We start from the raw sequence: 13,074 nt of genomic DNA, 5'->3' as shown, positions 1-13,074 counted from the left end.
GCGAGCGCCGCGCCGACGTGATCGAGTTCCTGAAACATGCCTACCGGGTGCAGGACGTGATCGACTATTCCGGGCTGGAAGAGGACGGACTGGCGCTGGAAGGCACCGGGGCGATGGTGCTCGATCACATCGGGCGCATCGCCTACACGGTGCAGTCGAACCGCGCCGACCCGATGCTGCTGGAACGCTTCTGCACCAATTTCGGCTATGAACCGATGGTCTTCGCGGCCCGCGACCAGGTCGGTCGCGACATCTACCACACCAACGTGCTGATGTGCGTGGCCACCGATTTCGCGCTGGTCGGGCTCGAGATGATCGTCTCCGCCACCCGCCGCGCCGACGTGGTCGAGCGCCTCGCCGAATCCGGCCGCGAGGTGATCGCGCTTTCGCCCGCGCAGATCGCGGCCTTCGCTGGCAACGCCATCGAACTCAGCGCCCGCGACGGCCGCATCCTCGCACTTTCGCGCACCGCCCACGACGCCCTGACACGCGATCAGCGCGCCATCGTCGAACGCTCGGCAAAGGTGCTTGTGCTCGACGTGCCCACCATCGAACTCGCCGGAGGATCGGTGCGCTGCATGATCGCCGGCGTCCACCTGCAGGCGCGCCCCGGCCGCCTTGGCCCCGGAGCTTGACATGAACACCCCCTCGCACCTCGCGCTGGTTCCCTTCGTCAGCGTTCACAACATGATGCGGCTGGTCCATCGGATCGGGGTGGAACAGGTGCTGTGCGACCTCGCCGCGGCGATCGAAGCCGATTTCCGGCGCTGGCCCAGCTTTGACAAGACGCCGCGCATCGCCTCGCATTCCGATGTCGGCGTGATCGAGCTGATGCCGACCTCGGACGGCGCGTTTTACGGTTTCAAGTACGTCAACGGCCATCCGAAGAACTTGAAGGACGGGTTGCAAACCGTTACCGCCTTTGGCCTTCTGGCCGATGTGGCGACGGGCTATCCGGTCCTGCTCAGCGAAATGACGATCCTCACCGCGCTGCGCACCGCCGCCACCTCGGCGATGGCGGCGCGCGCGCTGGCGCCTGCCGGGTCTCATGTCATGGCGCTGATCGGCAACGGCGCGCAGGCCGAGTTCCAGGCGCTGGCCTTCGCGGCGATCTGCGGCATCAAGGAGGTGCGGCTTTACGACATCGATCCCGCCGCCACCCGGAAATGCGCGAAGAACCTTGCGGGCTCCGGCCTGCGCGTGACCTCTTGCCGCTCGTCGGAAGAGGCGATCCTGGGCGCGCAGATCATCACCACCGTCACCGCCGACAAGCAGTACGCGACGATCCTGCGCGACAATATGGTCGGCGCGGGTGTCCACATCAACGCGGTCGGCGGCGATTGCCCCGGCAAGACGGAACTGCACCGCGACATCCTGCTGCGCTCCGCGATTTTCGTCGAATACCCGCCGCAGACGCGGGTGGAGGGCGAGATCCAGCAGCTTGCCGCCGACCATCCGGTGACCGAACTCTGGCAGGTGCTGGCGGGCACCGCGCCGGGGCGCACCGATCCGCGCCAGATCACGCTCTTTGACAGCGTCGGCTTCGCCATCGAGGATTTCAGCGCGCTGCGCTACGTCCACGAGCGGATGCAGGGCACCGGGCTGGCCCAGATGCTCGACATGATCGCCGACCCCGACGACCCGCGCGACCTTTACGGGATGCTGCTGCGCGCCGCCCCCTGAGCGCGCCTTGCCAATACTTACTGGCCGAAATATCCCCGCCGGAGGCTCCCGCCGCCCCGCCGGGCCGCTAGTTCAGCCGGAACTCGCCCACCACATTGCGCCATTCCCCCGGCGCGATCAGCTTGCGATGGGTGAAGCGGACCGAGTGCAGCGGCCCCTCGATTTTCTGCTGCCAGAACTCGATGAACTTGAAGAGCCGCGGGTAATCCGGGGCCAGATCATAGTCCTGCCAGAGGTAACTGTTCAGCACCCGGCGATAGTCGGGCAGGCGATAGAAGAACTCGGCCGTGGTCAGGCCGTAGCCCTTCAGCATCAGTTCGGTCTCGGTCTCGCGCATGGATCACTCCTTGACGATCCCCCCTGACTCGGCAGTCTGTCACATCGGAATTTATTTTCAATGAAAACAATATGTTGTCACTCTGCCCCGGCGGCTGCCAAGCGGTGCGACCACACGCCATTGCACCCCCGCGCCTGCATCGGATATAGTCCGGCCAGCCAGATGTTGCGCATCATAGCCAGAAGATCGGACCCACGTGAGCGATACGCCGGAACCACCTGACTCCGCAGAAGAAAAGACGCCTGACCGCCCCGGCTTTTCGGGCCCCTCGGTGTCGATTGCGGAGGAGATGAAGTCCTCCTATCTCGACTATGCGATGAGCGTGATCGTCAGCCGCGCGATCCCTGATCTGCGCGACGGGCTGAAACCGGTGCACCGGCGCATTCTTTATGCGATGCACGAAACCAACAACACGCATGACAAGCCCTACCGCAAGTCGGCGCGTCCGGTCGGCGACGTGATGGGGAAATACCACCCGCACGGCGACGCCGCGATCTATGACGCGCTGGTGCGGATGGCACAGCCCTTCTCGATGAGCCTCAAGCTCTTGGATGGCCAGGGCAATTTCGGCAGCATGGACGGCGATAACGCCGCCGCGATGCGCTATACCGAAGTGCGGATGGACAAGCCGGCCGCCTTCCTGCTGGCTGACATCGACAAGGACACCGTCGATTTTCAGGACAACTACGACGGCAAGGACCGCGAGCCCACGGTGCTTCCGGCCCGCTTTCCGAACATGCTGGTCAACGGCGCGGGCGGCATCGCGGTCGGCATGGCGACCAACATTCCGCCGCACAACCTTGGCGAGGTGATCGCCGCGACGCTGGCGCTGATCGCTGATCCGGACCTGACCTCGGAACAACTGATGGACTATGTTCCGGCGCCGGATTTCCCGACCGGCGGCTTGCTGCTGGGCCGGTCCGGTGCGCGCAAGGCCTATATGGAGGGGCGCGGCAGCGTGATCATCCGCTCGCGCACCCATATCGAGGAGTTGCGCAAGGACCGTTTCGCCATCGTCATCGACGAGATTCCCTATCAGGTGAACAAGTCCACCATGATCGAGAAGATCGCCGAAATGGCGCGCGACAAGAAGATCGAGGGCATCGCCCACGTGCAGGACGAAAGCGACCGCGTCGGCGTGCGCGTGGTGATCGAGCTGAAGCGCGATGCCACGGCGGAGGTGGTGCTGAACCAGTTGTGGCGCTTTACCCCGATGCAGACCCATTTCGGCTGCAACATGCTGGCCCTGAACGGCGGCCGGCCGGAACAACTGACGCTGCGAGCTTTCCTGAGCCATTTCATTACCTTCCGCGAAGAAGTTGTGGCACGCCGCACGGCTTACGAGCTGCGAAAGGCACGCGAGCGCAGCCATATCCTGTGCGGTCTGGCGGTCGCGGTCTCGAACGTGGACGAGGTGGTGGCGACCATCCGCACCTCTGCCGACCCGGCCGAGGCACGCGAAAAGCTGATGACGCGGCGCTGGCCCGCGCATGACATCGTCGACTATATCCGCCTGATCGACGACCCGACCCACAAGATCAACGAGGACGGCACCTACTACCTGTCGGAGATTCAGGCCCGCGCGATCCTCGATCTGCGGCTGCAACGGCTGACTGCGCTTGGCGTCAAGGAGATCACTGACGAGCTTCAGGATCTGGCTGCCAAAATCAAGGATTACCTTGACATCCTGCGCTCGCGTGACCGCATCATGGCGATCATCGCGGCCGAACTGACCGAGGTTCGCGACGCCTTCGCCGTGCCCCGCCGCACCGAGATCGTCGATTGGGCGGGCGATCTGGACGACGAAGACCTGATCGAGCGCGAGGATATGGTGGTCACCGTCACCTCCTCGGGCTGGATCAAACGTACGCCGCTGGCCGAATTCCGCGCGCAACGGCGGGGCGGCAAGGGGCTGAGCGGGATGGCGACCAAGGAAGACGACGTCGTTACCACGCTCTTCGTCGCCAACACGCATACCGCGCTTCTGGTCTTCACCACCGACGGCATGGCCTACAAGCTGAAATGCTGGCGGCTGCCGTTGGCGGGGCGCAACGCCAAGGGCAAGCCGATGATCTCGGTGCTGCCGATCGACCCCGGCGTGTCGATCGCCGCGATCATGCCGGTCGACGTGCCGGACGAGGAATGGGAAAACCTGCAGATCGTCTTCGCCACCTCCGAAGGCGATGTGCGCCGCAATGCGCTGTCGGATTTCACCAACGTGATGCGCAACGGCAAGATCGCGATGAAACTGCCCGACGGCATCAGTCTGGTGAACGCGCGCATCTGCGACGAGGCCGACGACGTCATGCTGGTGACCGGCGCGGGCCGGGCGATCCGCTTCCCGACCACCGACGTGCGGGTGTTCAAGGGCCGCGACTCGACCGGCGTGCGCGGCATCCGGCTGGTCGCGGGCGACAGCGTCGTGTCGATGGCGGTCATCCGCCATTTCGAGGCCGATCCGGCGGAACGCGCGGCCTATCTCAAGATGCGCCGCGCGCAAGAAGGTCTGGTCGAGGAGACCGAGGCGGATGAGGATGAAGACGCGGTCGAGGCCGGGCAACTGCCGCTCGAACGCTTCGCGCAGATGTCGGCGGCGGAAGACCTGATCCTGACGATCACCGCAGGCGGGCTGGGCAAGTTGTCATCCTCGCACGATTATCCGGTGCGCGGGCGCGGCGGCCAGGGCGTCAAGGCGATGTCTTCGGGCGCGCGCGGCGGCACGCTGGTGGCCTTCTTCCCGGTCGAGCGCAGCGATCAGGTCATGCTCGCCACCTCCACCGGCCAGTCGATCCGCTGCCCGGTCGAGGGCATTTCCTTCCGCTCGCGCGCGGCGGGGGGCGTCAAGGTCTTCGACACCGGCGCGGGGGAAGAGGTCGTCTCGGTCGCCCGCATCGCCGATCAGGGCGACGACGCGGAATGACGGCGGCGCTGCGCCGCTGGCTTCTGGCGCAGCCCGGTCTGGTGACTTACGCGGACGCGGCGGCGGCGTTGGGGCTTCAGCCGCCGGGGGTGATCGCGCAGATCACGGCGGCTCTGGAAGCGACAATGGCCGAGGATGCGGCGGCAGGGCTGCCGTTCCTTGCTGCGTGGGTGGTCAGTCGCGCGACCGGCCTGCCCGGCCGCGGCTTTTACGACCTCGCCGCCGGTCTGGGCCGCTTTGACGGGCACGACCCCGCCGCGTTCCACGCCGCCGAATGCGCCGCCTTGTCGCGCGCGTCCGAAGGCCCTAAGACCGGCGCATGAGCGAGACACTCCACATCGTCGGCGGCGGCATGGCCGGCTCCGAGGCCGCCTGGCAGGCGGCCGAACGCGGTATCCGCGTGGAGATCCACGAAATGCGCCCCAAGGTCGGCACCTTCGCGCACCAGACCGGCAATCTGGCCGAAATGGTATGCTCGAACTCGTTCCGCTCCGACGATGACGAGCAGAATGCGGTGGGGCTGCTGCACTGGGAAATGCGCGCGGCGGGCGGGCTGATCATGGCCACCGCCGACGCCCATGCGCTGCCCGCCGGGGGTGCGCTGGCGGTGGATCGCGAGGCCTTCGCCCGCGCCGTCACCGAACGGCTGCGCGCGCATCCAATGATTTCCGTTTCTGATGAAGAAGTTACCACCCTTCCCTCAGATGGTCATTGGATCATCGCCACCGGCCCGCTGACCTCCGGTGCATTGGCCGAGGCGATTCGCGCCGAGACCGGCACCGAGGCGCTGGCTTTCTTCGACGCCATCGCGCCGATCGTACATGCCGAGACGGTCGACCTGTCGATCGCCTGGCGCCAGTCGCGCTATGACAAGGGCGAGACCGAGGAAGAACGCACCGCATACCTCAATTGCCCGATGACGAAAGCCGAATACGAGGCCTTCATCGACGCGCTGCTGGCCGCCGACAAGACCGAGTTCCACGAGGGCGAAACGGCAGGCTATTTCGACGGCTGCCTGCCGATCGAGGTGATGGCTGAACGCGGCCGCGAGACGCTGCGCTTCGGGCCGATGAAGCCCGTCGGCCTGACCAACGCGCATCGCCCGACCGACAAGCCCTATGCCGTGGTGCAACTGCGCCGCGACAATGCGCTGGGGACGCTCTACAACATCGTCGGCTTCCAGACCAAGATGAAGTATGGCGCGCAAACCGATGTTTTCCGGATGATTCCCGGCTTGCAGGATGCCAGTTTCGCACGTCTTGGCGGGATTCACCGCAACACCTTCCTGAACGCGCCGCGCCTCCTTGATGCGCAACTGCGGTTGAAGTCGCGCCCGCATCTCCGCTTTGCCGGGCAGATCACCGGGGTCGAGGGCTACGTCGAAAGCGCCGCGATGGGCCTCTTGGCCGGGCGACTGGCGGTGGCCGCGATCAAGGGTCACACGCTCGATGCACCGCCGCCCGAAACGGCGATGGGCGCGCTGGTGCATCACATCACCGGCGGCGCCGATGCGAAAACCTTCCAGCCGATGAATGTCAACTTCGGCCTGTTCCCGCCGCTTGATGCCGCGCGCGGCGGCCGCAAGGGCCGCAAGGACCGCTACAAGGGCTACACAGATCGCGCGAAAGCCATGCTCAAGGAATGGCTTGCGGAGCAATCCTGATGTATCGCACGAGGTTCGCCCCCTCGCCCACGGGCCGCTTGCACCTTGGCCATGCCTACTCCGCGCTGCTCGGGTTCGACCATGCGCGCGAACGTGGCGGCGCATTTCTCCTGCGGATCGAGGATATAGACCGCGCCCGGGCCCGCCCGGACGACGAGGCGGCGATTTGCGACGACCTCGCCTGGCTCGGCATCCGCTGGCAAACCCCGGTCCTGCGCCAGTCCGACCACTTCGCCGACTACGAGGCCGCGCTCAGGCGGCTGAGTGCGATGGGCCTCTGCTATCCCTGCCGCTGCACCCGCGCGGACATCCAGGCCGCGCTCTCGGCCCCCCAGGAAGGCGCCGCACATCCGATGCCGGATGGCATGATCTACCCCGGCACCTGCCGCGCCCGCCCGATGGGTGATCGTGGCCCCGGCGATGCGATCCGGCTGAACATGGCCCGCGCGCTTGCGGCCTGCGGCGCGGCGGCGCTGGCGTTCGATGAGACAGGCGACCTTCACTCCGGCCGCCATCACATTGACAACGCTCATCTCATCGCCACGATGGGCGACATCGTCCTGGCCCGCCGGGACATCGGCGCCGCCGCCTATCACCTGGCGGTCGTGGTGGACGATGCGCGCCAGCAGATCACCGAAGTCGTGCGCGGCGCCGACCTCTTCGAGGCGACATTTCTGCACCGCCTGTTGCAAGCCCTGCTCGGCCTGCCGACCCCCGCCTACCATCACCACCGCCTGATCCGCGACGAGTCCGGCAAGCGGCTCGCCAAACGCGACGACGCCCGCGCCCTGGCCCACTACCGCGCCGAGGGTGCCACGCCGCAGGACATCCGCCGCATCGTCGGCCTGCCCTGCCTCTCCTTTCGGTCCTGAAATATCCTAGGGGTGTGGGGGCAAGGCCCCCACGACTTGCCTCATGCCATCGGCGTCAGAATCTCGACCTCGGCCCCGTCCCGCACCGCCGTGAAGAAGCACGACCGGCGGTTGGTGTGGCAGGCCGGGCCCTGCTGTTCCACCCGCACCAGCAGGCAGTCGCGGTCGCAATCCAGCCGCAATTCCACCAGCCGCTGCACATGGCCCGAGGTTTCGCCCTTCACCCAGAACGCCGCACGCGAGCGCGACCAGTAGGTCACCCGGCCCGTCGCCAGCGTGCGCGACACCGCCTCGGCGTTCATCCAGGCCAGCATCAGCACCTCGCCGGTGGCATCGTCCTGCGCGATCACCGGGATCAGTCCGGCCGCGTCAAAGTGCAGCGTGGCAGGGTCGAAGGTCATGGCCGGGCTCCTTTGCAAATCCGGGCGGCGCCTCTATCTATGGCCGACGGCAGCCCGGGGAAAGCCATGAGCAGCGACACCGACCTGATCAAGCTTTATTCGCAGCGCATCCTTGCGCTGGCGGCGGCGATTCCGCTGACCCAGCGGCTTGAGCATCCCGACGCCACCGTCAAGCGCCGCTCGCCGCTGTGCGGGTCGACCGTCACCGTCGATGTGGCGCTGAAGGATGGCCGCATCGCCGCCTTCGGGCAGGATGTGAAGGCCTGTGCGCTGGGGCAGGCCTCGGCCGCGGTGGTGGGCGCCCATATCCTCGGGCGCACCCGCGCCGAGGTGGAAGGCGCCCGCGACGCCCTGCGCGCCATGCTGAAAGACGGCGGCCCGGTTCCCGCCGCCCCGTTCGACGGCTTCGAAGTGCTGCTGCCCGCGCGCGACTACAAGAACCGCCACGCCTCGATCCTGCTGGCGCTGGAGGCCACCGCCGAGGCGATGGCGCAGGCCGAGGCCGCGCCAAGCGCCTGACCCCGCAAAAGAAGACCGCCGCGCATCCGGGCGGATGGCGGCGGCAAGTGGCGTGTCTCTGTGGGTTCGGTCGAAGCATCGGCGAGGCAGGCCGGATGCGGCACCAGTTGGGGACAGAATGCGGGACGACCGCAGAGACCGCAGGCAGAAAGCGTCAGACGATACCGGGCAGCGACAGCCCGACCACCAGCAGCGTGACCAGGGCCGCAACTCCAGCGGCGTCCGCAAGAAGGGTCGGCGCCGTGCGCGACAGGGCGGATTTGATCTCGGCGAACATCGGCGACCTCCTCGTTTCGGGTTGCCTCTTTGTTCTCATATTAACCATTCGATGTAAAGAACCTTTTAGGAACATTCAGGAACAAACCATCAACCGACGCTCATCAGCCGAATCGCCCGGTCCTGCTCCATCAGCCAGAGCAGCACCCGCACCGCCTGGCCGCGCGGCGTTTCCAGCGTCGGGTCGTCGGCCAACAGCCGCCGCGCGTCGCTTTGCGCCACCGCCATCAGCGATGATTGCCGCTCCAGATCGGCGATGCGAAAGCGCGGCAGGCCGGATTGCGCGGTGCCGATCAGGTCGCCCGCGCCGCGCATCGCCAGATCCTCCTCGGCGATGCGAAAGCCGTCCTCGGTGTCGCGCAGAATGCCCAGCCGCCGCTTGCCGCCCTCGCTCAGCGGCGGCTGATACATCAGGAGGCAGGTCGATTCGGCCGTGCCGCGCCCGACCCGGCCGCGCAGCTGGTGCAACTGCGCCAGCCCGAAGCTTTCGGCCCGCTCGATCACCATGATCGTGGCGGTGGGCACGTTCACCCCCACCTCGATCACCGTTGTCGCCACCAGCACCTTGGTGTCACCAGCGACAAAACGGGCCATCGCGGCGTCCTTCTCGGCGGGCGGCAACTGGCCGTGGACCAGGCCCACCACGCCCTCACCCAGCGCGGCGCGCAGGCGTTTGAAGCGTTCCTCGGCCGCCGTCATGTCGGTCAGTTCGCTTTCCTCGACCAGCGGGCAGACCCAGTAGGCCTGCCGCCCCTCGGCCACCGCGCGGCGCAGATGGGCCACCACCTCGTCCATCCGGCCCGCCGAAATCAGCGCCGTCGCCACCGGCTTGCGCCCTGGCGGCTTTTCGTCCAGCACCGACACATCCATGTCGCCGTATTGCGCGAGGCTGAGCGAGCGCGGAATCGGCGTCGCCGTCATCACCAAGACATCGGCGGCCTGGCCCTTGTCCGCCAGTTCCATCCGCTGCGCCACGCCAAAGCGGTGCTGTTCGTCCACCACCGCCAGCCGCAGATCGCGGAATTCCACGTCGCGCTGAAACACCGCATGGGTGCCGACCAGCACCTGAATCTCGCCCGCTGCCAGCGCCGCGAGCTTGGCCGCCCGCTCGGCGCCCTTGTCGCGCCCGGTCAGCAGTTCCAGCACCACCCCCGCGGCCTCGGCCAGCGGGCGCAGGCTATCGAGATGCTGACGGGCGAGGATCTCGGTCGGTGCCATCATCACGCCCTGACCGCCCGCCTCGACCGCCACCGTCAGCGCAAGAAAGGCCACCAGCGTCTTGCCGGACCCCACGTCGCCCTGCAAAAGCCGGTTCATCCGCAGCGGCGAGGCCATGTCGGCCGCAATCTCGGCAGCCGCCCGTTCCTGCGCTGCCGTCCGAAGATAAGGAAGCGAGTCCAGCACCTTGCGCTGCAAAGCTCCAGTTCCGACCGTGGCCCGCCCCTTGCCCCGCCGCAGCGTCGCGCGGGCCAGCGCCAAGGTCAGTTGATGCGCGAGCAGCTCGTCATAGGCCAGCCGCTGCCGCGCCGGGGCGGAGGGCGCAAGGTCCGCCGCGCCCTGCGGCGCGTGGGCGGCGGTGACGGCCGCGTGCCAGTCCGGCCAGCCCTCGCGCGCCTTCAGTGCGGCGTCGATCCATTCGGCCAGCACCGGCGCCCGCGCCAGCGTCGAGGCGGCGGCCTTGGCCATGCCCTTCTGCGTGATCCCGGCGGTCAGCGGATAGACCGGCTCGAAGGCGGGCAGGTCACCCGCCTCCTCGGGGCGCAGCACATGGTCGGGGTGCACCATCTGCGCGATGCCGTCGAACAGTTCCACCTTGCCCGAGACCAGCCGCCGCTGACCGGTCGGCAGCAGCTTTTGCAGGTACTCCGCGCGGGCATGGAAAAAAACGAGCTGAAACTCGATCTGCGCATCGCGCACCGCCACCCGGTAGGGCCGCCCCTTCACGCGCGGCGGGAAATGCGCGCCCACCGTCACCTCGACCGTCACCACCGCGGGCGGCACCACCTCGCGCACCGAGTCGCGGCGGCTGCGGTCCATCCCGGTTTGCGGCAGTGTGAACAGCATGTCGCGGGGCCGCTCGATCCCCAGCCCGGCCATTGCCTCGGCCGTCTTCGGGCCGACGCCTTCCAGCGTTTCGAGGCTGGCAAAGAGCGGGAACAGGATCTCCGGCCGGCCCGCCATCGTCAGGCGTCCCCGATCAGGGCCAGCCAGGCGTCTTCGTCGATCACCTGCACGCCAAGCGCCGCAGCCGCCTTCGCCTTCGACCCGGCACCGGGGCCCGCCACCACCAGATCGGTCTTGGCCGAAACCGAGCCCGCCACCTTGGCCCCCAGCGCCTCGGCTCGCGCCTTCGCCTCGGCCCGCGTCATCCGCTCCAGCGCGCCGGTGAACACGACAGTCTTGCCCGCCACCGGGCTTTCCACTGGCCCGCGCCGTGCGACGTCCTGCACCGTCAGATGCGCGATCAGCCGGTCGATCGATGCGCGCTCGGACGCCTGATGGAAGGCGGTGATGACCGAGGTCGCCAGCACCGCCCCGACGCCGTCGATCGCCAGAAGTTCATCCCATTCCGGCCCCGCGCCGGGCTCGGCCGCCGTCATCGCCGCCTCGAAGGCCGCCCAGGTGCCATAATGCGTGGCCAGGAGCCCGGCCGCCGCTTCGCCGACATGCCGGATGCCAAGCGCGAAGATCAGCCGATTGAGCGGGATGCCGCGCCGCGTCTCGATCGCCGCGAACAGGTTGGCGGCCGACCTCTCGCCCCAGCCGTCGCGGTTCCTCAGCTTCTGCAACGGGTTGGCGGCATCCCGTGCGGCCAGGGTGAAGATGTCGGCAGGTTCGCGGATCGGCAGCATCGGGTCGGCGAAGAACGCCTCGACCTGCTTGGCGCCCAGGCCTTCGATGTCGAAGGCGGCGCGGCTGACGAAATGTTTCAGCCGCTCCACCGCCTGCGCCGGACAGGCCAGTCCACCGGTACACCGGCGTACTGCGTCCCCCTCCTCACGGATCGCGGCCGATCCGCATTCCGGGCAGACATGCGGGAATTCAAAGGCTTGTGCGTCGGGGCTCCGGCGTGACACGTCCACGTCGGCGACCTTGGGGATCACGTCGCCCGCACGGTAGACCTGCACCCAGTCGCCCACCCGGATGTCCTTGCCGCCGCGGATCGCGTTGCCCTTGGCATCGCGCCCGGCGATGTAATCCTCGTTGTGCAGCGTCGCGTTGGACACCACGACGCCGCCCACCGTCACCGGCAAGAGCCGCGCCACCGGGGACAGCGCACCGGTGCGGCCGACCTGGATGTCGATCGCCTCCAGCCGGGTCCAGGCCAGTTCGGCGGGAAACTTGTGCGCGATCGCCCAGCGGGGCGTGGTGGACCGGAACCCCAGCCGCCGTTGCAGCGCAAGGTCGTTCACCTTGTAGACGACACCGTCGATATCGTAGCCGAGCGTCGCGCGCTTCGCCTCGATCTCGCGATACATCGCCATTAGCGCCTCCGGCCCGTCGCAGAGCCGCGTCAGCGGGTTGGTCGGAAAGCCCATCGCCGCGAATCGCTCGATCGCCCCCATCTGGGTCTCGGCCAGTGCCGCGGACAACTCTCCCCAGGCATAGGCAAAGAACCGCAGCGGCCGCGCGCGGGTGATCGCGGCGTCAAGCTGGCGCAGCGAGCCGGCGGCGGCATTGCGCGGGTTGGCGAAGGTCTTTTCACCGGCCGCCGTCTGGCGCGCGTTCAGCGCGGCGAAGTCGGCGTGGCTCATGTAGACCTCGCCGCGCACCTCCAGCACGTCGGGCGCAGTCGCCACCAGACGCGGAATGTCGGCGATGGTCCGTGCGTTTTCGGTGACGTTCTCGCCCACCTCGCCATCGCCGCGCGTCGCCGCCTGCACCAGCCTGCCGCCCTCATAGCGCAGGTTGAGCGAAAGCCCGTCGATCTTCGGCTCGGCGGTAAAGATCAGCGGCGCGTCGGGCGTCAGGCCAAGGAACTTGCGCACCCGATCATCGAAATCCGCCACATCTTCGGGCGCGAAGGCGTTTTCCAGGCTGAGCATCGGCACCGCATGGCGGACCTTGGCAAAGCCTTCGGCCAGACCCGCGCCGACCTGATCGGACGGGCTGTCAGCCCGCTTCAGGGCCGGAAACCCGGCCTCGATCGCCCCGTTCCGGCGCTTGAGCGCGTCATAGTCGGCGTCCGTCATCTCGGGCGCGTCGAGCGTGTGATAGGCCCGATTCGCGCGGGCGATGGCCGCGGCGAGCCGCGCGAGTTCCGCGCGCGCCTCAGCCTCGGTCAGGTCTTCGACGGCCTTGCCCTGCATTGTTGCGCCTCCCCGGGGTGTCGCCCCCCTTGTGATAGGAGGCGCCCCCGGAGAGGTCCAGACGCGAGTGGTGGCTCTCGTGTCATTCCTGCC

12 protein-coding genes are annotated in these 13,074 nt (G+C 67.7%); 7 read left to right on the top strand and 5 right to left on the bottom strand.

Translation table 11 applies throughout. The features are described 5' to 3' along the window. Both AC11WY_RS03695 and AC11WY_RS03690 read left to right on the top strand, forming a co-directional pair. The coding region (locus AC11WY_RS03695; protein ID WP_482922649.1) for an arginine deiminase-related protein at positions 1 to 635 on the top strand (635 nt) is incomplete at its 5' end. Between the two features lies 1 nt (position 636). Continuing rightward, complete coding sequence (locus tag AC11WY_RS03690; protein ID WP_482922647.1) at positions 637 to 1,683, top strand: ornithine cyclodeaminase; 1,047 nt, start codon at positions 637 to 639, stop codon at positions 1,681 to 1,683. A 67-nt stretch (positions 1,684 to 1,750) separates the two neighbouring features. Here the strand turns inward: AC11WY_RS03690 and AC11WY_RS03685 are convergent, their stop codons facing one another. Then, a complete protein-coding gene (locus AC11WY_RS03685) occupies positions 1,751 to 2,020 on the bottom strand; it encodes an usg protein (RefSeq protein ID WP_482922645.1) in 270 nt (89 codons plus the stop codon). Positions 2,021 to 2,216: 196 nt separating this feature from the next. Here AC11WY_RS03685 and gyrA point away from each other — a divergent pair, with 196 nt between their 5' ends. From gyrA to gluQRS, 4 genes are read left to right on the top strand one after another with little or no spacing between them, the layout of a single operon-like run. Then, positions 2,217 to 4,940: a DNA gyrase subunit A gene (gene gyrA / locus AC11WY_RS03680; RefSeq protein ID WP_482922643.1), complete on the top strand. Its 2,724-nt coding sequence runs from the start codon at positions 2,217 to 2,219 to the stop codon at positions 4,938 to 4,940. After that, the gene (locus AC11WY_RS03675; RefSeq protein ID WP_482922641.1) at positions 4,937 to 5,263 is read left to right on the top strand and encodes a hypothetical protein; all 327 of its coding nucleotides are present in this window, start codon (positions 4,937 to 4,939) and stop codon (positions 5,261 to 5,263) included. Before gyrA ends, AC11WY_RS03675 begins: the two co-directional genes overlap by 4 nt. Continuing rightward, positions 5,260 to 6,603, top strand: a complete 1,344-nt coding sequence (trmFO, locus tag AC11WY_RS03670) for a methylenetetrahydrofolate--tRNA-(uracil(54)-C(5))-methyltransferase (FADH(2)-oxidizing) TrmFO (protein ID WP_482922639.1) — start codon at positions 5,260 to 5,262, stop codon at positions 6,601 to 6,603. Before AC11WY_RS03675 ends, trmFO begins: the two co-directional genes overlap by 4 nt. After that, a complete protein-coding gene (gene gluQRS, locus AC11WY_RS03665) occupies positions 6,600 to 7,475 on the top strand; it encodes a tRNA glutamyl-Q(34) synthetase GluQRS (protein WP_482922657.1) in 876 nt (291 codons plus the stop codon). The genes trmFO and gluQRS overlap by 4 nt, the downstream gene beginning before the upstream one ends. A 41-nt stretch (positions 7,476 to 7,516) precedes the next feature. On the opposite strand, the gene hisI is transcribed toward gluQRS, so the two are convergent. Then, positions 7,517 to 7,876: a phosphoribosyl-AMP cyclohydrolase gene (gene hisI, locus AC11WY_RS03660; RefSeq protein ID WP_482922637.1), complete on the bottom strand. Its 360-nt coding sequence runs from the start codon at positions 7,874 to 7,876 to the stop codon at positions 7,517 to 7,519. 66 nt (positions 7,877 to 7,942) lie between these two features. Here hisI and AC11WY_RS03655 point away from each other — a divergent pair, with 66 nt between their 5' ends. Then, positions 7,943 to 8,395: an iron-sulfur cluster assembly scaffold protein gene (locus AC11WY_RS03655; RefSeq protein WP_482922635.1), complete on the top strand. Its 453-nt coding sequence runs from the start codon at positions 7,943 to 7,945 to the stop codon at positions 8,393 to 8,395. Between the two features lie 154 nt (positions 8,396 to 8,549). Here the strand turns inward: AC11WY_RS03655 and AC11WY_RS03650 are convergent, their stop codons facing one another. The 3 genes from AC11WY_RS03650 to ligA all read right to left on the bottom strand — a co-directional run bounded on the left by AC11WY_RS03650 (position 8,550) and on the right by ligA (position 12,981). After that, on the bottom strand, positions 8,550 to 8,672 hold the full coding sequence (locus AC11WY_RS03650) for a hypothetical protein (RefSeq protein WP_482922633.1): 123 nt from the start codon (positions 8,670 to 8,672) through the stop codon (positions 8,550 to 8,552). A gap of 89 nt (positions 8,673 to 8,761) precedes the next feature. Beyond that, positions 8,762 to 10,852 (bottom strand): ATP-dependent DNA helicase RecG, encoded by a 2,091-nt coding sequence (gene recG / locus AC11WY_RS03645; protein WP_482922631.1) that lies wholly within the window; start codon positions 10,850 to 10,852, stop codon positions 8,762 to 8,764. A gap of 2 nt (positions 10,853 to 10,854) precedes the next feature. Further along, positions 10,855 to 12,981 (bottom strand): NAD-dependent DNA ligase LigA, encoded by a 2,127-nt coding sequence (ligA, locus tag AC11WY_RS03640; protein ID WP_482922629.1) that lies wholly within the window; start codon positions 12,979 to 12,981, stop codon positions 10,855 to 10,857. Positions 12,982 to 13,074 lie beyond the last annotated feature (93 nt).

Source organism: Solirhodobacter sp. (assembly GCF_964715405.1).
The sequence above is the reverse complement of the archived record's forward strand: the minus strand, read 5'-3'. Positions and strand labels throughout refer to the sequence as shown.